This is a genomic window from Streptomyces sp. NPDC057424, from assembly GCF_042803315.1.
In the GTDB taxonomy this organism is placed as follows: Bacteria; Actinomycetota; Actinomycetes; order Streptomycetales; family Streptomycetaceae; genus Streptomyces.
Window position 1 is genome coordinate 35950 of the sequence record NZ_JBHVCP010000048.1, and the last position, 21676, is coordinate 57625.

General features: G+C 70.8%; 16 protein-coding genes. 9 read left to right on the forward strand and 7 right to left on the reverse strand.

Annotation, left to right across the window (positions count from 1 at the left end):
- The first annotated feature begins 1 nt into the window (after position 1).
- On the forward strand, positions 2-1237 hold the full coding sequence (locus tag ACFU3E_RS29575) for a DUF4185 domain-containing protein (RefSeq protein WP_384164830.1): 1236 nt from the start codon (positions 2-4) through the stop codon (positions 1235-1237).
- On the opposite strand, the gene ACFU3E_RS29580 is transcribed toward ACFU3E_RS29575, so the two are convergent.
- Positions 1173-2186 carry a bile acid:sodium symporter family protein gene (locus tag ACFU3E_RS29580; protein ID WP_384164880.1) on the reverse strand — a complete coding sequence of 338 codons (1014 nt, stop codon included), beginning with the start codon at positions 2184-2186 and terminating at the stop codon, positions 1173-1175. The two genes, ACFU3E_RS29575 and ACFU3E_RS29580, sit on opposite strands and share 65 nt — an antisense overlap.
- A gap of 161 nt (positions 2187-2347) precedes the next feature.
- On the opposite strand from ACFU3E_RS29580, the gene ACFU3E_RS29585 reads away from it, so the two are divergent.
- From ACFU3E_RS29585 to ACFU3E_RS29595, 3 genes are all read left to right on the forward strand, one after another.
- Positions 2348-3226 (forward strand): LysR substrate-binding domain-containing protein, encoded by an 879-nt coding sequence (locus ACFU3E_RS29585; RefSeq protein ID WP_384164833.1) that lies wholly within the window; start codon positions 2348-2350, stop codon positions 3224-3226.
- Positions 3227-3561: 335 nt separating this feature from the next.
- Positions 3562-5388 carry an AMP-dependent synthetase/ligase gene (locus tag ACFU3E_RS29590; protein ID WP_384164836.1) on the forward strand — a complete coding sequence of 609 codons (1827 nt, stop codon included), beginning with the start codon at positions 3562-3564 and terminating at the stop codon, positions 5386-5388.
- Positions 5389-5462: 74 nt separating this feature from the next.
- A complete protein-coding gene (locus tag ACFU3E_RS29595) occupies positions 5463-6338 on the forward strand; it encodes an aldo/keto reductase (protein WP_384164839.1) in 876 nt (291 codons plus the stop codon).
- 151 nt (positions 6339-6489) lie between these two features.
- Here ACFU3E_RS29595 and ACFU3E_RS29600 read toward each other — a convergent pair whose 3' ends face one another.
- Both ACFU3E_RS29600 and ACFU3E_RS29605 read right to left on the reverse strand, forming a co-directional pair.
- Positions 6490-7389, reverse strand: a complete 900-nt coding sequence (locus tag ACFU3E_RS29600) for a class I SAM-dependent methyltransferase (protein ID WP_384164842.1) — start codon at positions 7387-7389, stop codon at positions 6490-6492.
- Between the two features lie 147 nt (positions 7390-7536).
- The gene (locus tag ACFU3E_RS29605) at positions 7537-9258 is read right to left on the reverse strand and encodes a glycoside hydrolase family 6 protein (protein ID WP_384164845.1); all 1722 of its coding nucleotides are present in this window, start codon (positions 9256-9258) and stop codon (positions 7537-7539) included.
- A 451-nt stretch (positions 9259-9709) separates the two neighbouring features.
- Here ACFU3E_RS29605 and ACFU3E_RS29610 point away from each other — a divergent pair, with 451 nt between their 5' ends.
- Complete coding sequence (locus tag ACFU3E_RS29610; protein ID WP_384164848.1) at positions 9710-12625, forward strand: glycoside hydrolase family 48 protein; 2916 nt, start codon at positions 9710-9712, stop codon at positions 12623-12625.
- A 205-nt stretch (positions 12626-12830) separates the two neighbouring features.
- Positions 12831-15485 carry a cellulose binding domain-containing protein gene (locus tag ACFU3E_RS29615; protein ID WP_384164851.1) on the forward strand — a complete coding sequence of 885 codons (2655 nt, stop codon included), beginning with the start codon at positions 12831-12833 and terminating at the stop codon, positions 15483-15485.
- Positions 15486-15629: 144 nt separating this feature from the next.
- Here the strand turns inward: ACFU3E_RS29615 and ACFU3E_RS29620 are convergent, their stop codons facing one another.
- On the reverse strand, positions 15630-16373 hold the full coding sequence (locus ACFU3E_RS29620; RefSeq protein WP_384164854.1) for a class I SAM-dependent methyltransferase: 744 nt from the start codon (positions 16371-16373) through the stop codon (positions 15630-15632).
- 4 nt (positions 16374-16377) lie between these two features.
- Positions 16378-16683, reverse strand: a complete 306-nt coding sequence (locus tag ACFU3E_RS29625) for a 4a-hydroxytetrahydrobiopterin dehydratase (RefSeq protein ID WP_384164857.1) — start codon at positions 16681-16683, stop codon at positions 16378-16380.
- A gap of 119 nt (positions 16684-16802) precedes the next feature.
- Between ACFU3E_RS29625 and ACFU3E_RS29630 the strand changes: the two genes are divergently transcribed.
- Complete coding sequence (locus ACFU3E_RS29630; RefSeq protein ID WP_384164860.1) at positions 16803-17609, forward strand: helix-turn-helix domain-containing protein; 807 nt, start codon at positions 16803-16805, stop codon at positions 17607-17609.
- On the opposite strand, the gene ACFU3E_RS29635 is transcribed toward ACFU3E_RS29630, so the two are convergent.
- Positions 17591-18034: a hypothetical protein gene (locus tag ACFU3E_RS29635; protein ID WP_384164864.1), complete on the reverse strand. Its 444-nt coding sequence runs from the start codon at positions 18032-18034 to the stop codon at positions 17591-17593. The genes ACFU3E_RS29630 and ACFU3E_RS29635 overlap by 19 nt on opposite strands.
- Positions 18035-18275: 241 nt before the next feature.
- Between ACFU3E_RS29635 and ACFU3E_RS29640 the strand changes: the two genes are divergently transcribed.
- Positions 18276-19139 carry a helix-turn-helix domain-containing protein gene (locus ACFU3E_RS29640; RefSeq protein WP_384164867.1) on the forward strand — a complete coding sequence of 288 codons (864 nt, stop codon included), beginning with the start codon at positions 18276-18278 and terminating at the stop codon, positions 19137-19139.
- A gap of 134 nt (positions 19140-19273) precedes the next feature.
- Positions 19274-19741: a nitrate reductase molybdenum cofactor assembly chaperone gene (locus tag ACFU3E_RS29645; RefSeq protein WP_384164870.1), complete on the forward strand. Its 468-nt coding sequence runs from the start codon at positions 19274-19276 to the stop codon at positions 19739-19741.
- A 93-nt stretch (positions 19742-19834) separates the two neighbouring features.
- On the opposite strand, the gene dnaK is transcribed toward ACFU3E_RS29645, so the two are convergent.
- Positions 19835-21676: molecular chaperone DnaK (gene dnaK, locus ACFU3E_RS29650; RefSeq protein ID WP_384164874.1), on the reverse strand; the 1842-nt coding region annotated here is incomplete at its 5' end.

Genomic DNA, 21676 nt, shown 5'->3' on the forward strand with positions numbered 1-21676 from the left:
CGTGCCCGACGACTCAGGAGAAGCACGAGCACGACAGCGCGCGGGAACCGGGATCGGCCTTCTGCTGGTCCTCGTTCTGGGCGCCGCGCTGCTCATCGCCCTGCCGGACGACGACGGTCCGGACGACGACGCCTGTCAGGCGCTCACGGTCGGCCCCTGGAAGGCGGACGACGGTCTCACCGCCGAGTTCGCCCGCTACGGCGACGACGCGAGCCGCACGGACGACTGGACCGGTGGCGACGGCACCCACTCGGTGCGGCTGCCGGACGGCCGGGTGCTGTGGCTGTTCTCGGACACCTACCTGGGCCGGGTGTACGGCCCGCCCAACCCGCACGGTGAGTCCTACGCCTGGCGGGACGCCACCACCCCGCTGGTGCGCAACTCGGCCGTGCTGATGCGCGACGGCCGGCTCGAATCCACCCTGCCCGCCCCGCTGTTCGCCGACCCGGCACCGAACCAGTGGCGCTGGCCGGTCGCCGCCCGCGTCGAACCCCGCTCCCCCGGCTCCTCGGAGCAGGTGGTCCGGGTGCTGCTGTGGGTGCGCACGGCGGGGCAGGCCCCGTGGATCTACGGCGTGCCCACCGCGACCGAGGTGGCCACGCTGTCGCTGCCCGATCTGCGGCTCGAGTCGGTCGTCAAGGTGCTGGACCAGCAGCTGGTACCCGACCCGTCCCGGCGCGTGCTGTTCGGCACGACGCTGGTCGAGGAGGACGGCTGGACCTATGTGTTCGGCGGCGACGACGGCCGCCCCGCCTCCCGCCCCGCCTCGCACGCGTACGCGGCCCGGGTGCCGGAGGGCGGGCTCGCGGATCCTGAGGCATGGCAGTACTGGAGCGGCTCGGCGTGGGTGCCTGGCGCCCGCCCCCGGCCGGTGCTCGGGGACGGGCGGCGCAAGGGCGTGGGCAGCGCGTTCTCGGTCGTCCGGGAGGGTGGCACGTACGTGCTGTTCACGATGGCCGCCGGCCCGAAGGGGCTGACCACCGTGGCGTCCTACTGGGCCTGCTCTGCCGCCGGGCCGTGGCACGGTCCGGCGAAGGAGTTCAGCCCGCCGCTGCCGCAGGGGCAGGTGGCCGCCTACAACCCGCAGGCGCATCCGGTGCTGAGCGGCGGCGGACGGCTCGTTCTGAGCTACGACGTCAACTGGCTGGAGATGACGGGCGCCGCCGCCCAGCTCAGCCGGAACGTGTCCTTGTACCGACCACGGTTCGTGTCGCTGCGGCTGATCGCGGCGCGGTGACCTCCGTCGCCGCTTCCCGCGCGCGTCGCTTGGCTATCACCGCACACACGATCAGCTGCATCTGGTGGAAGAGCATCAGCGGCAGCACGGCGAGTGCCGCGTGCGCGCCGAACAGGACGCTGGCCATGGGCAGGCCGGCGGCCAGGGACTTCTTCGAGCCGGCGAACTGGATGGCGATCCGGTCCGCCCGGCCGAAACGCAGCGCCTTGCCGCCGTACCAGGTGAGCAGCAGCATCACGGCGAGGATCACCGCCTCGACGACGACCAGGCCGCCGAGCCGCGCGGGGCTGACCTGGTGCCAGATGCCCTGGACCATGCCGGCGCTGAACGCGGTGTAGACGACGAGCAGGATCGCGCCGCGGTCCACCAGCCCGAGGGCCTGCTTGTGGCGGGTGACGGAGCCGGCGATCCAGCGGCGCAGCAGCTGCCCGGCGAGGAACGGCACCAGCAGCTGCAGCACGATCTTCAGCAGCGAGCCGGCGGAGAACCCGCCGCCGTTGCCGCCGAGCAGCGCGGCGGCGAGCAGCGGGGTGGCCATGATGCCGACGAGGGAGGAGAAGGAGCCCGCGCAGATCGCGGCGGGCACGTTGCCGCGGGCCATCGAAGTGAAGGCGATCGACGACTGGACGGTCGACGGGACGAGCGTCAAAAAGAGCAGTCCCTGGTAGAGCGGGTGCGTGAGGATCACCGGCACCAGCCCGCGGGCCGCGAGCCCGAGCAACGGGAAGACCAGGAAGGTGCAGGCCAGGACCGTGACGTGGAGCCGCCAGTGCCGCAGGCCGTCGAGCGCCTCACGTGTGGACAGCCGGGCGCCGTACAGGAAGAAGAGGAGGGCGACCGCCGCCGTGGAGGCACCGGAGGCGACATCGGCGGCCGATCCGCGTGCCGGGAACAGTGCGGCGAGACCCACCGTCCCGAGGAGCAGCAGGATGAAGGGGTCGATCGGCATCCAACTCGGCCGGTGCAGGCGTTTCACGGTGCTCCACTTGCTCGGTACTTCGGTCGGTCCGGGGCCGCAGCGGCCCCCTTCCATCCTGCTCCCCGGCCCGGCGATCGGGAATCCCGTATACGGCTCTCACTGTCATCGCGTTCCGCGATAACCTGGGGGTCATGTACGACCCGTCCCATCTGCGCACGTTCCTGTCGGTGGCGCAGACGCTGAGCTTCACGCAGGCCGCGCGGCGGCTCGGGCTGCGGCAGTCGACGGTCAGCCAGCACGTGCGGCGGCTGGAGGACGCCGCCGGGCGCACGCTGTTCACCCGGGACACGCACTCGGTGGAGCTGACGGAGGACGGCGAGGCCATGCTCGGCTTCGCGCGCCGGATCCTGGAGGTGCACGAGCAGGCGGCGGCCTTCTTCACGGGCACGCGGCTGCGCGGCCGGCTGCGCTTCGGCGCCTCGGAGGACTTCGTGCTGACCCGGCTGCCCGAGATCCTGGAGGGCTTCCGGCACGAGCACCCGGAGGTCGACCTGGAGCTGACGGTCGAGCTGTCGGGCACGCTGCACGAGCAGCTGGCCGCCGGGAAGCTGGACCTCGTCCTGGCCAAGCGGCGGCCCGAGGACCCGCGGGGCGAGCTCGTCCGGCACGACCGGCTGGTGTGGATCGGCGCGGAACGCCTCCGGCTCGACCCGGAACGCCCGGTGCCGCTCATCGTCTACCCGCCGCCGGGCATCACCCGCGCGCTCGCCCTGGAGGCTCTGGAGCGGCAGGGCCGTGAGTGGCGCGTGGTGTGCACCAGCGGCAGCCTCAACGGCCTCGTCGCGGCGGCCCGGGCCGGTCTCGGCGTGATGGCCCACTCCCGCGGCCTCATCCCGCCGGGACTGGTCCGGGTCCCGGACCGGGGCGGGCTGCCGGAACTGGGGCAGGTCGACTTCGTCCTGGTCCACGGCCGGCGCCGGACGTCCGCCCAGGGTGCGGCCGACGCCCTGGCGGCGGCGATCCTGGCGGGCGGGGACCGGCTGCACCGCAGCGCGCGCAAAGGGCTGTGACCTGCCCGGCCCTGGAGCGTCCGACGGAAGCGGAGTGACGGAATCCGCCGTCGGCGCGCTGTCAGAAGAAGACGCTTGAGCGGTCCGCGGAGATACGTGCCGGGCCGTGGCAGGGTCGTACAGATTCGGTGGAGATTACGGCACCGAAACTTACTCAACCGTCAGGTTTGTGTCCGACCCTTCCCCATGTGAGTGCTTTTTCCCTCGCTGACCAGTGCGGACAAGAGCGGTGCTCGCCTTCGCACCCCCTCCCGCCCCCTGTCCGGGTGGGGTAGCTTTCACGGCGCTGTGCGGGGCGTCACACGACAAGAGCGCTGAGGAACGGGGAGCGGGGTTTGCGCGAGTTCACCAACCCTCCGTTGGCGTTGGCACCTCCGGTGGGTGGTCTGGCCGACGTGGTCTTCGAGCATGCCCAGGAGGACCCGCTGCACATCGCGCTGGGCCGCAAGGACGAATCCGGCCAGTGGCGGGACGTCACCAGCGCCGAGTTCCGCGACGAGGTGCTCGCCCTGGCCAAAGGCCTGCTGGCGAGCGGTATCCGGTTCGGCGACCGGGTCGCGATCATGTCCCGCACACGCTACGAGTGGACCCTGTTCGACTACGCGCTGTGGACGATCGGCGCCCAGGTCGTGCCGGTCTACCCGACGTCCTCGGCCGAGCAGTGCTTCTGGATGCTGTACGACGCCGAGGTGACGGCCGCGGTCGTGGAGCACGAGGACCACGCGATGACGATCGCCACCGTCATCGACCGGCTGCCCCAGCTGCGCCGGCTGTGGCAGCTCGACTCCGGCGCCGTGCACGAGCTGTACGACGCGGGCGCGCACCTCGACGACGAGATGGTGCACCGCCACCGGCAGGCCGTCACACCCGACTCGGTCGCCACGATCATCTACACGTCGGGCACCACCGGCCGCCCCAAGGGGTGCGTCCTCACCCACGGCAACTTCATGTACGAGGCGGACACCGTCATCGAGCGCTGGGAGCCGGTGTTCCGCTCCAAGCGCGGCGACGAGACCGCGACCCTGCTGTTCCTGCCGCTCGCGCACGTCTTCGGGCGGATGGTCCAGGTCGCGGGGATCCGCGGCAAGGTGAAGTTCGGCCATCAGCCGCAGCTGAACGCGGCGGCCCTGCTGCCCGATCTGGCCGCGTTCAGGCCGACGTTCTTCCTGGCCGTGCCGTACATCTTCGAGAAGGTGTTCAACGCGGCCCGCCGCAAGGCCGAGAAGGAGGGGCGCTCCGGCCCCTTCGAGAAGGCCGTCGACATCGCGATCAAGTACGCGGACGCGATGGAGGCCAAGGCCTGGGGCACCGGCCCCGGCCCGTCGGCCGGTCTGCGCATGCAGCACCAGCTGTTCGACAAGCTGGTCTACGCCAAGATCCGCGCCGCCATGGGCGGCCGCATCAAGCACGCCATGTCCGGCGGATCGGCGATGGACCGCCGGCTCGGGCTGTTCTTCGCCGGAGCGGGCGTCCACATCTACGAGGGATACGGCCTGACGGAGTCCACGGCCGCCGCGACGGCCAACCCTCCGGGGCGTACCCGCTTCGGCACGGTCGGGCAGCCCATCCCCGGCATGACCGTGCACATCGCGGACGACGGCGAGATCTGGCTGAACGGCGAGAACGTCTTCCACGGCTACCTCAACAACCCCAAGGCCACCGACGAGAGCCTGCACGACGGCTGGCTCGCCACCGGCGACCTCGGCTCGCTGGACGAGGACGGCTTCCTCACCATCACCGGCCGCAAGAAGGAGATCCTGGTCACATCCGGCGGCAAGAGCGTTTCACCCGGTGTGCTGGAGGAACGCGTCCGGGACCATCCGCTGGTCAACCAGTGCATCCTCGTCGGCAACGACCGGCCGTACATCGCCGCCCTGATCACCCTCGACCGGGAGGCCGTGGAGCACTGGCTCGCCATGCGGGCCAAGCCGCAGATGTCCCCCGCGGAGCTGGTGCGCGACGCGGATCTGGAGACGGAGGTGCGCCGCGCCGTGGTCGCCGCCAACACCCTTGTCTCGCAGGCCGAGTCGATCCGCACCTTCCGCATACTGGCCCAGCCGTTCACCGAGGAGCACGGGCTGCTGACCCCGTCCCTGAAGCTGAAGCGCAAGGCGATCGAGAAGGCCTACGAGAACGAGGTCGAAGCGCTCTACCGGGCGTGACGTCCGCCCCGCGGGGCATGTGTGGCTTCGGAATTCTCCCGTCAGGAATGCATCACCGCCCGTGATCGTTGACGATGGGACGTACACCTGACCACTTACCGAAGGATCGAGAGCTCGTGAGCAAGGTCCCCCCGATCATCCTGAACAACGGCGTCGAGATGCCCCAGCTGGGCTTCGGCGTCTGGCAGGTGCCGGACGACGAGGCCGAGACGGCCGTCGCGACGGCGCTGGAGGCCGGGTACCGCAGCATCGACACAGCGGCGATCTACGGCAACGAGGAGGGCACCGGCAAGGCCATCGCCGCCGCCGGTCTGCCCCGCGAGGAGCTCTTCGTCACCACGAAGCTCTGGAACGCCGACCAGGGGTACGACTCCACGCTGCGCGCCTTCGACACGTCGCTGGAGAAGCTCGGCCTGGACTACGTCGACCTGTACCTGATCCACTGGCCGACGCCGGAGCGGGGTCTGTACGTCGACACCTACAAGGCGTTCGAGAAGCTGCACGCCGACGGCCGGATCCGGGCCATCGGTGTCTCCAACTTCCTTCCCGAGCACCTGGAGAAGCTGATCGGCGACACGTCGGTCGTCCCGGCGGTGAACCAGATCGAGCTGCACCCGCACCTGCAGCAGCAGGCCGCCCGTGAGTACCACGCGGAGCACGGCGTCGCCACGGAGGCCTGGTCGCCGCTGGGCCAGGGCAAGGGCCTGCTGGAGGTCCCGGCGATCGTGGCCATCGCCCGCAAGCACGACCGCACCCCGGCCCAGGTGGTGCTGCGCTGGCACGTCCAGCTGGGCAACGTGGTGATCCCGAAGTCCGTGACGCCGTCGCGGATCAAGGAGAACATCGGGGTCTTCGACTTCAGCCTCGACGACGAGGACCTGGCGGCGATCAGCGCCCTGAACGAGGACCGGCGCCTCGGCCCGGACCCGGCGGAGTTCAACGGAGCCTGAGCCGCACCGGCAGCGCCCCGGCCCGGGACCCCTCGTGGGCCCGGACCGGGGCGCTGCCGTTCCGCTGGCACCCTCGGACCGTCCCCGGCGAAGTCACTCAGCCGCCGCTGGGCCCGGAGTGCGATGCCGGGGAGATCCGATCAGAAGCCCCCTAGCCCGCCCGGACCGCCGTGTGCACCGTGTGGGCCTCGAGGACGAACACGTCCGGGCGGCGGTGCAGGCTCGCCTCGTCGTCGGGGTCGAGGAGCCGGTCGACGGTCGCGAGGTCCTCGGCGTCTAGCCCCTCGGTGAGCTTGTCGCGCATGTGTGACAAGGACGCCACGACATACGCACGCGCCCGGTCCGAGGCAGGGGCCGGGAGATCGAGCAGGAAACTGTGCGTCCTCGTGTGCTTGAGCCCTGCGGCGGCCAGCAGGGCCGGCCAGTCCTCCGTCTCGGCCACGTGCCCGGGCAGTTCGGTGCGCATCCGGGTGAACCACTCCGCCTCCACCGCGTCGATCCGCGCCTGGAGACCGGGCCGGCCCATGCCGATGTCGCGCGGCAGGAACCGCAGGGGCAGACCGCCCTCCATGAGAGCCAGCGTGCCACCTGGTGCCAGCCGTGCCGCGAACGCGGCCAGCGCGGCCCGCTGGTCGCCGAGGTGGTGCAGGCTCCGACTCGCCCAGAGCAGGTCGGCGGGGTAGTCCAGCTCGCCGAGTACGTCGGGCAGTTCACCGGAGATCGTGCCGAAGCGGTCGGCGACGCCCTGCCGCTCGGCCCGCGCCCGGGCCCGCTCCAGCAGCGCTTCGGAACCGTCCACCGCCACGATCCGCGCGCCCGGGAACGTCTCCGCGAACAGGCACGACACGACGCCCGGCCCGCTGCCCGCGTCGACGATCAGGCCCGGCTCGGTCACCTCCTTCGCCAGCCAGCCCAGCGCCCGCTCGTACAGGGACGCGAACAGCTCGGCCGAGGACTCCAGCATCGGGCCCATCTCGGCCCAGTCGATGTCCGTGTGGTCGTGGTGGTGGCCCTGCTCGGACGTGTGCTCGTGCTCGTGGTGGTGCGCCATGGTGGTCAGCCTCTCGCTCGGATGCGCTCAGCGTGCGCCGACGCACCGCGAGGAGGCCACTGCTGTTGCCGCTCCCGCAAATCTCCCGCCCACCGGTCCGCCGCAACCATGGCCCCGGCGGACCGGTGGGGACGGGATGTCAGCCGGTCACGACAGCGGCGGGTACGCGTTCTGCATCAACTGCCGGAACTGGGCGGAGAACCAGTGCCCGGACACCGGCGCGTCCGGCAGGGCACCGGACATGTTGTTGTTGTTGCGCGGGTTGCCGGTGTAGGTCGGGTCGCACATGCGGTCGAAGCCCTTGCCCTCGTCGTTCGGGATCGCCTTGCTCGCCCCGTCGGACTCACCCGGCGGCTTCATCCACACGTACGCGTCGATCCCGGCGGCCGGGTTGGCCTGCGGGCGCTCCCCGAGTCCGGCTCCGGACTGGTTGCACCAGTTGCCGAGGTGGATACGGCGGTCGTAGCGGCCGCCGTCGACGTAGGTGTCGACGGAGGTCTGCGCACCGGGGCCGGCGGGCCGGGCGGTGCCGCCCCAGCCGTTGCGGGAGGTGTCGATCAGCATGCCGATGCCGGCGGGGAAGCCGATCGAGACCAGCTGGTTGCGGAAGCCCTGGGCGAAGGACTGCTCGTCGACGTAGCGGTTCCAGTCGACCCACTTGGACTCGCGGACGGACTTGCCGGCCACGTTGTCGTTGATGGAGAAGTTCTCCTCCTTCAGGGCGCTGTAGTTCGCCGTGTTGGTGATGAAGCCGTGGACGTCGCTGACGGTCGCGCCCTCGGCGGTCGCCGCCTCCTTGAACAGGGTCGCGGAAGCGCCGAAGTTGTCGTCCCAGCCGATCCAGCCGTGGTGGCCGGCGTCGACGTAGTTGTACACGTTCGGCACGTCGCCGAGCTTGTTCAGCGCGTAGCCGACGCCCTTGACGTAGTTGCCGTTGGCCTTCATCACGTCGCACTGCGGGGTGGCCGTCGGGCGGCTGCCGGTGTTGGTGACGAGGTTGGGCAGCGAGTCGATCTCGACGGTGGTGACGATCCGCAGGCCGGCGTACTTCGGGTCGGCGAGGATCGCCTTGATCGGGTCGATGTACTCCGTCTTGTAGCGGCCGATCTCCGTCGGGCCGAGCTCGCCGTTCGAGGCGAGGGCGGCGCAGTCACGGCCGGGCAGGTTGTAGATGACGAGCTGGATGGCGAGCTCGCCGGAGCCCTTCTGGCGCAGCGCCTCGTCGAGGTGGTCGCGCAGGCCCATGCCGCCGTTGACGCCGTTGATCGCCGCGATGCGGTCCAGCCAGACGCCCGTGGGCTGGCCCGCGACGCGGCTGCCGCCCGGCTCGGCGGCGGCCTTCTCGGACCACTCCGGGTTCACGTACACCTTGGCGCCCTCGTAGGGATTGTTCACCCGGTCGCCAGGGCCGCCGGGACCGCCTGGATCGCCGGGACCGCCGGAGCCGCCGTCGTCGACGTTGCAGGTCACGCCGTCGAGGGTGAAGGTGGCCGGGACGGCGTTGCTGCCGCTGTAGCTGCCCTGGAAGCCGAAGCTGACCGAACCGCCGGTCGCCAGCTGGGCGTTGTAGCTCTCGTTGGCCGCGGTGACGGTGGCACCGCTCTGGCTGATCTTGGCGTTCCAGCCGCTGGTGACCTTCTGGTTCCCCGCGTAGGACCACTTCAGCGACCAGGACGACTTGGCGGCGCTGTTGTTGGTGAGGGTCACGGCGGCGGTGAAGCCGGTGCTCCACTGGTTCTGGATCTTGTAGTCGACCGTGCAGGGGACGGCGGCGGTGCCGAGACCGTCCGGGTCGGCGGCGAACGCGGTGCCGGTCGCGCCGGCGACCAGGGTCATGGCGGCCAGTAACGCGGTTCTCGTACGGCTCATGAGTGGGGGTTCCTCTTCCGTGGGGTGCGTGCGATGTCCGCAGGTACGTGGACGGTTCAGAGGTGCGATGGGGCTTTCGCGGGCATGCCGGGGCCGTTGCGGCGTCGTACGCGGCCGGCGCGGGGCGGCACGGTGCACGCCGCGCGCGGGAGGTCACGCCGGCGGCGGCTCAAAGTACTGAACGCGGGGGGTGTCGCATGAGCGACTCCTTGCAGCTCGGGCGCGCCGTGACGGACGCGTCGACTGATGGAACCGCTCCCACTGGTGTCAAGGAAGGTAGCGCCAAGCGTCGGCAAAGAACAGGGGAGGTGCCGACTTTCGCACGCCGCACGAGGTCGAATCTTTTTCGACTCTTCAAGGACTTGACCGATACAAGCCCCTTCTTCACTATGGGAGCGCTCCCACTGGTTCAGGCCTTGACTTCTCCGAGCCGCAAGGAGGAACCAGCACCATGCATCCCCCACCCCGGAGACGGGGAGCGGTGCGGCGCCTGTGGACCGCCGCCCTCGCAGCTCTCGCGCTTCCGTTGACGATGCTCTCCTCAGGATCGACACCCGCACAGGCAGCGGCACTTCAGTGCAGTGTCGACTACAAGACGAACGACTGGGGCTCCGGTTTCACGGTGGACCTGACCCTCACCAACCGCGGCGCGGACGCCATCGACGGCTGGACGCTGACCTACGCCTACTCCGGCAATCAGAAGCTGGGCAACGGCTGGAACGGCACCTGGTCGCAGTCCGGCCAGAACATCACCGTGAAGAACGCCCCGCACAACGCCCGGGTCGCCGCGGGCGCCGCCGTCTCCACCGGCGCCCAGTTCTCCTACAGCGGCGCCAACACCGCGCCCACGTCCTTCTCGGTCAACGGCACCGCCTGCACCGGCGCGCACCAGCCGCCGATCGCCGTGCTCACCAGCCCGGCGGCCGGCGCCGTCTACACCCAGGGCGAGGCGGTCCCGCTGGCGGCCACGGCCGCCGCCGCGGACAACGCCACGATCAGCAAGGTGGAGTTCTACGACGACACCGAGCTGCTGGGCACGGACACCAGCGCGCCCTACTCGCTCTCGGTCTCCAGCTTGGCCGTGGGCAGCCATTCCCTGGTGGCGAAGGCGTACGACAGCATGGGCGCGTCCGCCGACTCCACCCCGGTCGGCATCACGGTCGCCTCGGGTCCCACCGTCGTCGCCGCGCCGCTCCAACTGGGCGTGCAGTCCGGTAAGTCGGGCACGTACGAGGTGAAGCTGTCCAAGCAGCCTGCGTCCAGCGTGACGGTGACGTCGGCCCGTGCGAGCGGCAACACCAACCTGTCGGTCTCGGCCGGAGCCTCGCTCACCTTCACGCCGCAGAACTGGAACAACGCGCAGAAGGTGACCGTCGCGGCAGCCGACTCCGGTACCGGGTCAGCCGTGTTCGAGTCGACGGCCGCGGGCCACGCCAAGGCCTCGGTCACCGTCACCCAGCTGGCGGCGACGAAGGACTACGACGCCCGCTTCCTGGAGCTGTACGGGAAGATCACCAACCCGGCGAACGGCTACTTCTCCCCCGAGGGCATCCCGTACCACTCGGTCGAGACGCTGATCGTCGAGGCGCCGGACCACGGCCACGAGACCACCTCGGAGGCGTACAGCTACCTCCTGTGGCTCCAGGCCATGTACGGCAAGGTGACGGGCGACTGGGCCAAGTTCAACGGGGCGTGGGACCTCATGGAGAAGTACATGATCCCCACCCACGCCGACCAGCCGACCAACTCCTTCTACAACGCCTCCAAGCCGGCCACCTACGCGCCCGAGCTGGACACCCCGGGCGAGTACCCGGCCAAGCTCGACACCGGTGTCTCGGTCGGCCCGGACCCGATCGCGGCCGAGCTGAAGAGCGCGTACGGCACGGACGACGTCTACGGCATGCACTGGCTGCAGGACGTCGACAACGTCTACGGCTACGGCAACTCGCCCGGCAAGTGCGAGGCGGGCCCCTCGGACACCGGCCCGTCGTACATCAACACCTTCCAGCGCGGCGCGCAGGAGTCGGTGTGGGAGACGGTGCCGCAGCCGACCTGCGACGCCTTCAAGTACGGCGGCAGGAACGGCTACCTGGACCTGTTCACCGGTGACGCCTCCTATGCCAAGCAGTGGAAGTTCACCAACGCGCCGGACGCCGACGCCCGCGCCGTGCAGGCCGCCTACTGGGCGGACCTGTGGGCCAAGGACCAGGGCAAGGGCGGGCAGGTCTCCGCGACGGTCGCCAAGGCGGCCAAGATGGGCGACTACCTGCGCTACTCCATGTTCGACAAGTACTTCAAGAAGATCGGCAACTGCACCAGCACCTCCTGCCCGGCCGGCACCGGCAAGGACGCCTCGCACTACCTGATGTCCTGGTACTACGCCTGGGGCGGCGCCACGGACACCAGCGCCGGCTGGGCCTGGCGCATCGGCTCCAGCCACGCCCACGGCGGCTACCAGAACCCGCTGGCCGCCTACGCGCTCGCCAACTACGCCCCGCTGAAGCCCAAGTCGGCGACGGGCGCGGCGGACTGGGCCAAGTCCATGGACCGGCAGCTGGAGTTCTACCGCTGGCTGCAGGCCGACGAGGGCGCCATCGCCGGCGGCGCGACCAACAGCTGGGCGGGCCGGTACGCGTCCCCGCCCGCCGGGAAGTCGACGTTCTACGGCATGTACTACGACGAGAAGCCCGTGTACCACGACCCGCCGTCCAACCAGTGGTTCGGCTTCCAGGCGTGGTCCATGGAGCGGGTCGCCGAGCTGTACCAGCAGACGGGCAACGCCAAGGCCAAGACGGTCCTCGACAAGTGGGTCGACTGGGCGCTGTCCAAGACCACGTTCAACCCGGACGGCACGTTCCGCATCCCGTCGACGCTGCAGTGGTCGGGCCAGCCCGACACCTGGAACGCCTCCAGCCCCGGCTCCAACAGCGGGCTGCACGTCACCGTCGCCGACTACACCAACGACGTCGGTGTGGCGGCCGCGTACGCCAAGACCCTGACGTACTACGCGGACCGCTCCGGTGACACGGAGGCCGCGGCGGCGGCGAAGAAGCTGCTGGACGGCATGTGGGCGAACCACCAGACGGATCTCGGGATCGCCGTCCCGGAGAACCGCGCGGACTACAACCGCTTCGACGACCCGGTGCACATCCCGAGCGGCTGGACGGGCACGATGCCGAACGGTGACGCGATCAACTCGTCGTCGACGTTCGACTCGATCCGCTCCTTCTACGAGGACGATCCCGCCTGGTCGAAGATCGAGAGTTACCTCGCGGGCGGTGCGGTGCCGTCGTTCACGTATCACCGGTTCTGGGCCCAGGCGGACATCGCCCTGGCCATGGGCTCGTACGCGGAGCTTCTCGAATAGCCCCCGCCGGGCGCTCCGCGGGTTGGGCGGTACCTCGGCTGCCGGTCCCTTGTGGCTGATCGCGCAGTTCCCCGCGCCCCCAAGCAGCGTCCGAAGCTCCGCGTACGTGGCCCCGCACCTGACGCGGGGCCACGGCCGGGCGGCTCCACCCGCACAGGAGCCGCCCGGCCCTCGCACGTTCCCTCTCACGGAAGGACCCCCCACCGTGCGAAGAACCCGCATACTCACCGCCGTGCTCGCGCTGGCGGCCGGTCTGCTGTCGGGCGCCCCCACCGCCCTGGCCGCCGATCCGCTGCCGGTGAGGCTCGCCGCCGACACCTACACCTGGAAGAACGCCCGGATCGACGGCGGCGGGTTCGTCCCGGGGATCGTCTTCAACCGCTCCGAGAAGAACCTCGCCTACGCCCGCACCGACATCGGCGGTGCCTATCGCTGGCAGGAGCCCTCGAAGACCTGGACGCCGCTGCTGGACTCGGTCGGCTGGGACGACTGGGGGCACACGGGCGTCGTCAGCATCGCGTCCGACTCCGTCGATCCGGACCGGGTGTACGCGGCGGTCGGCACGTACACGAACAGCTGGGACCCGAAGAACGGTGCGGTCATGCGCTCCTCCGACCGGGGCGCGAGCTGGCGGAAGGCGAACCTGCCGTTCAAGCTGGGCGGCAACATGCCGGGGCGGGGCATGGGCGAACGGCTGGCCGTCGACCCGAACCGGAACAGCGTGCTGTACCTGGGCGCACCCAGCGGCAAGGGGCTGTGGCGGTCGACGGACTCGGGGGCCACCTGGTCCCAGGTGGCGAACTTCCCCAACGTGGGTAACTACGTGGCGGATCCGAGCGACACGTCCGGGTACTCCAGCGACAACCAGGGCATCGTCTGGGTCACCTTCGACGAGTCCACGGGCACCGCCGGGAACGCCACCAAGACGATCTACGTCGGGGTCGCCGACAAGGACAACGCGGTGTACCGGTCGACGGACGCGGGCGTGACCTGGCAGCGGCTGGCCGGGCAGCCCACCGGCTACCTCGCCCACAAGGGCGTGCTGGACGCGAGGAACGGACACCTCTACCTCGCCTACAGCGACAAGGGCGGCCCGTACGACGGCGGCAAGGGCCAGTTGTGGCGGTACGCGACCGGGACCGGGGCGTGGACGGACATCAGCCCGGTGGCGGAGGCCGACACCTTCTACGGCTTCAGCGGGCTGACGGTGGACCGGCAGAAGCCGGGCACGGTCATGGCGACCGCGTACAGCGCCTGGTGGCCGGACACCCAGATCTTCCGCTCCACCGACAGCGGCGCGACCTGGAGCAAGGCGTGGGACTACACGTCGTATCCGAACCGCGAGAACCGCTACACGATGGACGTCTCCTCCTCGCCGTGGCTGACCTGGGGCGCGAATCCGCAGCCGCCCGAGCAGACGCCGAAGCTGGGCTGGATGACCGAGGCGCTGGAGATCGACCCGTTCGACTCGAACCGGATGATGTACGGGACGGGCGCAACGATCTACGGCACCGAGAACCTCACGAACTGGGACAGCGGCGGCAAGTTCGCCATCAAGCCGATGGTGCAGGGCCTGGAGGAGACGGCGGTCAACGACCTCGCCTCTCCCCCGTCCGGGGCGCCGCTGCTCAGCGCGCTCGGCGACATCGGCGGGTTCCGGCACACGGACCTGACGAAGGTGCCGTCGATGATGTTCACCCGGCCGAACTTCACGACGACCACGAGCCTGGACTTCGCCGAGTCGAACCCGGGCACGGTGGTGCGGGTGGGCAACCTGGACTCGGGTCCGCACATCGCGTTCTCGACGGACAACGGCGCCAACTGGTTCGCCGGCACCGACCCTTCGGGAGTGAGCGGCGGTGGCACGGTCGCGTCGGCGGCCGACGGCGGCCGGTTCGTGTGGAGCCCCGAGGGCGCCGGCGTGCACCACACGACGGGCTTCGGCACGTCGTGGCAGGCGTCCGCCGGGATCCCCGCCGGGGCGGTCGTCGAGTCGGACCGGGTCGACCCGAAGGTCTTCTACGGCTTCAAGGCAGGGAAGTTCTACGTCAGTACGGACGGCGGCGCGACCTTCACCGCGTCCTCGGCGACCGGGCTGCCGAGCGGCGACAGCGTCCGCTTCAAGGCGCTGCCCGGGGTGAAGGGCGACGTGTGGCTGGCGGGGGGTGCGGCGGACGGCGCGTACGGGCTGTGGCACTCGACGGACGGCGGCGCGAGCTTCACCAGGCTCTCGAACGTCGAGCAGGCCGACACCATCGGCTTCGGCAAGGCGGCACCCGGTGCCTCCTACCAGGCCCTCTACACCAGTGCGAAGATCGGCGGTGTGCGAGGCGTCTTCCGCTCCACTGACAAGGGCGCGAACTGGACGCGCATCAACGACGACGCCCACCAGTGGGGCTGGACAGGCGCCGCCATCACCGGCGACCCGCGGGTGTACGGCCGTGTCTACGTCTCCACGAACGGCCGGGGCGTCGTCTACGGCGACAGCTCCGGCGGCGGCACGACGGATCCGGGGCCGGGCCCCGACCCGACGCCGACCGGCGCCTGCAAGGTGACGTACAAGGTCACCAGCGAGTGGTCGGGCGGCTTCCAGGCGGACGTCCAGCTCACCAACACGGGCACCGGCCCCTGGAACGGCTGGTCCCTGAACTGGACGTTCCCCGACGGCCAGAAACTGACCCAGGCCTGGAACGCCGCGGCGGCGCAGTCGGGGTCGGCGGTGACGGCGAGGAACGTCGCCTGGAACGCGAACGTGACGGCGGGCTCGTCGGTGAGCTTCGGCTTCACGGCGAACCGGTCGGACACGAACTCGAAACCGGCCTCCTTCAAGCTGGGTGAGCAGACCTGCGCGGTTTCCTGAGGGACGTCCCCCCGTCGATGCCGGCCGGAAGGCGACAGGTGCAGGGGATGCAGACGCGGTTCCCGCCGGCCTTCGCCCGGTGCGGGGACGGACGCGGCGGGTTCTGCGGCGGGGACACCTGGCTGACGTACCGGGTCATGGGGTTCACCCGGCCTTCCGGAACGACCGCAGGCTGAACACCGGGTCGGGGCGCGGCCGGTCCTGGTCGGGGAGGTGCGCGAGCCGGGTGGCGAATCCGTCGGCGAGCGGGTCGCCCGGCGGCAGGGTGACGAACCAGCCCCGGCGCAGGTCGGCGATCGTGCGGCGAGGGCTGCGGCCCTGGCCGTGGCCGGTGAAGCGGGCCTGCCCGGCCGGGACCAGGCCGTGGGCGGCGGCACAGGACGCGACGTCCGCCGCCGCATCCCGGACCGGGCTGGGCGGCCGGGAGGACAGCACGACATCGATGTCACTGCCCACGTTGTGGGAGGCGGCCTTGTCGACCGTGGTGACGTAGATCCCGCCGGGCCGCAGCACCCGGGCGCACTCGCCGACGATGGCCCGCACCTCGGCGGGCCCGGCGGCCAGGTGCAGCAGCCACACGCTGCACACGGCGTCGAACTGCCCGTCCCGGAAGGGCAGCCGGCGGCTGTCGGCGCGCACGACGGCACCGGGGAGCCGGACGGCGGCCTGCCGGGCCATCGCCGGGGCGAGGTCGACCCCCGTCACCCGCATGCCACCGCGGGCGGCCGCGAGCCGGCGGGTCACGATGCCGGTGCCGCAGGCGACGTCGAGGAGACTGCGCGTGTCCGGCGGTACGAGACGCAGCACGGCTTCCGCGGCGGCTGCCGCCCGGGGCTCGCCGCCGCGCGAGGCGTCGTACCGCTCCGCTTCCTTGTCGTAGTCGAGCACCCGGTCAGTGTGCCCCGTGCCCGGGGGCGAGGTCTTCCACCCTGCGGGCGAGCTCGAAGTCCTTCTCGGTGACGGCGCCGCCCGCGCTGTGCGTGTGCACGGCCAGGGAGACGGTGTTGTAGCCGAGTGTGAGGTCGGAGTGGTGGTTCAGTTCTTCCTGGACCTGGGCGATGTGCACGACCATCGCCGTCGCCGCGAAGTGCGAGCCGAGCCGGTAGGAGCGGATGAGGTGGTCCCTGTCGAGCGACCAGCCCGGCAGCTCGGCCAGCCGGTCCTCGACGTCCTTGTGCGACAGCGGTTCGACGGGCATCGGCCGCGCTCCTTCCCCAGGCTGCTGTGTTCTCTCAGCCTGCCACAGCGGGGCGGTCGGGGCCCTGGTCAGAAGGGTGCGTCTGTCCGGCACGACCGGTTCTCGACTACGGTCCCGGCATGACCACTCACCCGTCCGGCGCCGAGAAGGGCGTGGGCCCGCTGCTGCGGGCCTGGCGGGAGCAGCGGCGGGTCAGCCAGCTGGAGCTGGCCCTGCGCGCGGGCTCCTCGGCCCGGCACATCAGCTTCGTCGAGACCGGCCGCTCACGGCCCAGCGAGGAGATGGTGCTGCGGCTGGCCGAGCATCTGGACGTTCCCGTGCGGGAGCGCAACGCGTTGCTACTGGCGGCCGGTTACGCCCCCCGCTACCCGGAGACCCCGCTGGACGACCCGGCGCTGGGCGCGCTGCGGGAGGGCATCGAGCGGCTGATCAGCGGCTACGAGCCGTATCCGGCGCTGGTGGTGGACGCCTTCTACAACGTGCTGGCGGCCAACCGGGGGATCATGACGCTGGTCGACGGCGTGAGCGAGTCGCTGCTGGGGCCGCCGCTGAACGCGATGCGGCTGGCCCTGCACCCGCAGGGCCTCGCGCCCCGGATCCGTAATCTGCGCGCCTGGCGTGGTCATCTGCTGGAGCAGATGGAGCGGCAGATCGCGCTGCGCCGCTCGGAGCCGCTGCGGGCGCTGTACGAGGAGGTGGCGGCCTACCCGGTGCCCGCAGCGGACCCGGTGGGCGAGCCGTCGGAGCCGGCGCCGTACTTCGCGCTGCCGCTGCGGATCGAGCACGAGGGGCGGACGCTGTCGTTCATCTCCTCGATCTCCACGTTCAACACGCCGATGGACGTGACGGTCGCCGAGCTGGCCGTCGAGACGCTGCTCCCGGCCGACCCGGCGACGGCCAAGCACCTTCAGACATTCATGTTCTGACGGGCTCTCAGGGCTGTGTGCTGGAGGGCGGCGAACCCGGCCACGACCAGGGCCTGGAGGACCGTCCACACGGCGCCCGGCGTGCTCGGCGTGAGCCACAGCGCCAGGGCCGCGAGGCTCACCGCGGCCCAGGCGAGGTTGGCCTCGACCACGGCCCGCACACCGAGGGCCGGCGGCTGCCTGCGGGCGGCCAGCAGGCCCACGCCCGCCGCGTAGAGAGCGAGGAACGCGCCCAGGGCGAGCAGCAGCGTGGCGTCGACGCCGAGGAACCGTCCCAGCGGACCGGAGAACGCCAGGTAGGCGAGCGCGTTGGCGCCGGTCACGACGGCGTCCAGGGCGAGGAAGCGGCGCAGCATCGACTGCGGCTCGGAGGTCCGGGCGAATGCGGCGAGCTGGATCGCGGACCTGGCAGGCATCGCGGACATGGGAATCACTCTCCGTCAGGTCGTGGTGGGGCGGCTGGGCCGGGTCCCGGGCCGGAGTGCGCCGGCCCGGGATCCGGTACGTTCACGATCCCGTTCCGGCGGCGTCCGGTCGATTACCCGCGGGGTCATGCCCGCGCCGCTCCTCCGCTTTCCGGCGATCTCCTCGGTGCGAACCCTGTGATGCGGGCGCCCGGACGTGACAGACTGATCACAGGCTTGGGCGCGTTCGGGGAGGCGTGGCGTGAGTGAACGGCGGGCCGCACCCACCGTGGGCCAGGTGGTCCTGGGGAAACGGCTGCAGGAGCTGCGCGAGGCCGCGGGCCTCAGCCGTGACGAGGCCGCCAAGGTGCTGCGGGTCGCCCCGGCGACCGTCCGGCGGATGGAGACCGCAGACGTCGGGCTGAAGATCCCGTACGTGCAGATTCTGCTGACGGCGTACGGGGTGGCCGAGGACGAGGTGACGGCGTTCGTCGACCTCGCCGAGGAGGCGAACCGGCCGGGCTGGTGGCAGCGGTTCCACGACGTGCTGCCGGAGTGGTTCAGCCTGTACGTGAGCCTGGAGGGCGCCGCCCGGATCATCCGGTCGTACGAGCCGCACTTCGTGCCGGGGCTGCTGCAGACCGAGGGGTACGCGCGGGCCGTGCTGCAGGCCGGCACCATCGCGAACGCCGGTCCGGAGGCAGTCGACCGGCATGTGTCGCTGCGCATGGAGCGGCAGCGGCTCCTGGACCGCCCGAACCCGCCGCACCTGTGGGTCATCGTGGACGAGACGGTGCTGCGCCGCCCGGTGAGCGTCGACGGCCGGGTGATGCGCGACCAGCTGGACAAGCTGCTGGAGTACGCCGAGCGCGACCGGGTCACGCTCCAGATCGCCGAGTTCGCTGACGGCCCCCATCCGGGGACGTACGCCCCGTTCTCGCTGTTCCGCTTCGCCGAGCCGGAGCTGCCCGACATGGTCTTCACCGAGTATCTGACCGGCGCGCTGTACCTGGACTCCCGCAAGGAGGTCTCCGCGCATCTGGAGGTGCTGGACCACATGACGGCCCGGGCGGGCTCCGCGCAGCGCACGGAGGAGCTGCTGCGGGAGTACCGCGAGCAGTACTGAGGTTCCCGCCTCCCGTCCTGACGTCACGGCACGGGTTCTGACCCGTACGGGTGCCGTCGGCAGGTGTGCTCCCCGGACCGCCCCTAGCGTCGGGATGACGGGGCAGGCGAGGGAGCACACGCGAAGGAGGTCCGATGCCCGGATTCGAGGTGCTGTACCAGGCGGCCGCGCTGTGCCTGATGTACCCCGACGACGACTTCCGCGCCCGGCTGCCACTGCTGCGTGAAGCCGCCCCGCAGCTGCGGGAGTTCGCCGACCACGCGGCCGTCACCCCGCCGATGGAGCTGGCCGCGCACTACGTCGAGGTGTTCGAGGCCGGGCAGGAGCACAGCCTGTATCTGAGCGTCTGGCGCGAGGCGGCGCCGGCGCCCTCCGAGGAGCTGTACCGCGCGCACGGTCTGGAGACCACCGGCGAGGAGCCGCCGGACTTCCTGCCCGCGGTCCTGGAGTTCGCGGCCCGCACCGGCAACACCGAGCTGCTCGTGGACCACCGCGACGGCCTGGAGCAGCTCCGGTCCGGTCTCACCGACTTCGGCACGCCGTACGCGACCGTCCTGGACGCGGTCTGCGCGACCCTGCCGCCGGTCGCCACCGGGCACTAGCGCGACGGGGCGAATTGCCCGTCGGCGGACTGGCTCTCGTTGCTGTTGCCGCGGCGGGCCCGCTCGGCCTCGTCTCCTTCCGGCGCCGGCGGTTCACCCCTGGGAGGGGCCGCCCTGGTCCTTGTCCTTGTCCTTGTCCTTGTCCTTGTCCTCGTCCACGATCTCCGCGTCGACCACGCCCTCCTCGTCCTGCGGGGTGCCGGAGGGTTCCCCGGTGGGGGGCTGCTGGGTCTGGGCGTACATCGCCTGGCCCATCTTCTGGCTGACGGAGGCGAGTTTCTCGACGCCCGCGCGCAGGGCGGCGGTGTCCGCCTGCTGTTCCAGCCGGTCCTTCACCTCGGCGACGGCCGACTCGACCTCGGACTTCGTGTCGGCCGGGATCCGGTCGCCGTTCTCGCGGAGGAAGTTCTCGGTCTGGTAGACGAGTTGCTCGGCCTGGTTGCGGGTCTCGGCGGCCTCGCGGCGCCCCCGGTCCTCCTCCGCGTACTGCTCGGCCTCGCGCATCATGCGGTCGATGTCGTCCTTGGGCAGGGCGGAGCCGCCGGTGACGGTCATCTTCTGCTCGCGGCCGGTCGCCATGTCCTTGGCAGAGACGTGCATGATGCCGTTGGCGTCGATGTCGAACGCCACCTCGATCTGCGGCACACCGCGCGGCGCCGGCGGCAGGCCCGTCAGGTCGAAGACGCCGAGCTTCTTGTTGTACGCGGCGATCTCCCGTTCGCCCTGGTAGACCTGGATGCCGACCGAGGGCTGGTTGTCGGCCGCCGTCGTGAAGATCTCCGAACGCCGGGTCGGAATGGTCGTGTTGCGCTCGATGAGCTTCGTCATGATGCCGCCCTTGGTCTCGATGCCCAGGGACAGCGGGGTGACGTCGAGCAGCAGCACGTCCTTGACGTCGCCGCGGATGACGCCCGCCTGGAGCGCCGCGCCCACGGCCACGACCTCGTCGGGGTTGACGCCCTTGTGCGGCTCCTTGCCGGTGAGTTCCTTGACCAGGTCGGTCACGGCGGGCATCCGCGTCGAGCCGCCGACGAGGATCACGTGGTCGATCACCGAGAGCTGCACACCGGCGTCCTGGATCGCCTGGTGGAAGGGTGCCTTGCAGCGGTCCAGCAGATCGGCGGTGAGTTCCTGGAACTGGGCCCGGGTCAGCTTCTCGTCGAGATGCAGGGGCCCTTCGGCGGAGGCCGTGATGTAGGGCAGGTTGATCGTCGTCTCCGTCGAGCTGGACAGCTCGATCTTGGCTCGCTCGGCGCCCTCGCGCAGCCGCTGCACCGCCATCTTGTCGTTGCCGAGGTCGACACCGTTCTGGCCCTTGAACCGCTTGATCAGGTACTCGACGATCCGCTGGTCCCAGTCGTCGCCGCCGAGGTGGGTGTCGCCGTTGGTGGCCTTCACCTCGATGACGCCCTCGCCCATCTCCAGCAGCGACACGTCGAAGGTGCCGCCGCCGAGGTCGAAGACGAGCACTGTCTGGTCGTTCTCCTTGTCCAGGCCGTAGGCGAGGGCCGCGGCCGTCGGCTCGTTGATGATCCGCAGGACCTTCAGGCCCGCGACCTCACCGGCCTCCTTGGTCGCCTGGCGCTGGGAGTCGTCGAAGTAGGCGGGGACGGTGATCACCGCGTCGGTGACGTCCTCGCCGAGGTAGGACTCCGCGTCCCGCTTCAGCTTCTGCAGGACCCGCGCGGAGAGCTCCTGCGCCCGGTAGCGGGTGCCGTCCACGTCGCCCTCGCCGGGGAAGCGCCAGTGCGCGTCGCCCATGTACCGCTTGACCGAGCGGGCGGTGCGCTCCACGTTCGTCACGGCCTGCCGTTTGGCCACCTCCCCGACCAGCACCTCGCCGTTCTTGGCGAACGCCACGACCGAGGGGGTGGTTCTGGCCCCCTCGGCGTTGGCGATGACGGTGGGCTCGCCGCCTTCCAGCACGGCGACCAC

What these genes read in the sequence shown, in the direction of transcription:
- ACFU3E_RS29635 (WP_384164864.1), bottom strand. Translation starts at nt 18,034, where the DNA reads ATGTCCGCGATGCCTGCCAGGTCCGCGATCCAGCTCGCCGCATTCGCC.
- ACFU3E_RS29630 (WP_384164860.1), top strand. Translation starts at nt 16,803, where the DNA reads ATGACCACTCACCCGTCCGGCGCCGAGAAGGGCGTGGGCCCGCTGCTG.
- ACFU3E_RS29580 (WP_384164880.1), bottom strand. Translation starts at nt 2,186, where the DNA reads ATGCCGATCGACCCCTTCATCCTGCTGCTCCTCGGGACGGTGGGTCTC.
- ACFU3E_RS29625 (WP_384164857.1), bottom strand. Translation starts at nt 16,683, where the DNA reads ATGCCCGTCGAACCGCTGTCGCACAAGGACGTCGAGGACCGGCTGGCC.
- ACFU3E_RS29600 (WP_384164842.1), bottom strand. Translation starts at nt 7,389, where the DNA reads ATGGCGCACCACCACGAGCACGAGCACACGTCCGAGCAGGGCCACCAC.
- ACFU3E_RS29605 (WP_384164845.1), bottom strand. Translation starts at nt 9,258, where the DNA reads ATGAGCCGTACGAGAACCGCGTTACTGGCCGCCATGACCCTGGTCGCC.
- ACFU3E_RS29610 (WP_384164848.1), top strand. Translation starts at nt 9,710, where the DNA reads ATGCATCCCCCACCCCGGAGACGGGGAGCGGTGCGGCGCCTGTGGACC.
- ACFU3E_RS29645 (WP_384164870.1), top strand. Translation starts at nt 19,274, where the DNA reads ATGCCCGGATTCGAGGTGCTGTACCAGGCGGCCGCGCTGTGCCTGATG.
- ACFU3E_RS29595 (WP_384164839.1), top strand. Translation starts at nt 5,463, where the DNA reads ATGGGACGTACACCTGACCACTTACCGAAGGATCGAGAGCTCGTGAGC.
- ACFU3E_RS29585 (WP_384164833.1), top strand. Translation starts at nt 2,348, where the DNA reads ATGTACGACCCGTCCCATCTGCGCACGTTCCTGTCGGTGGCGCAGACG.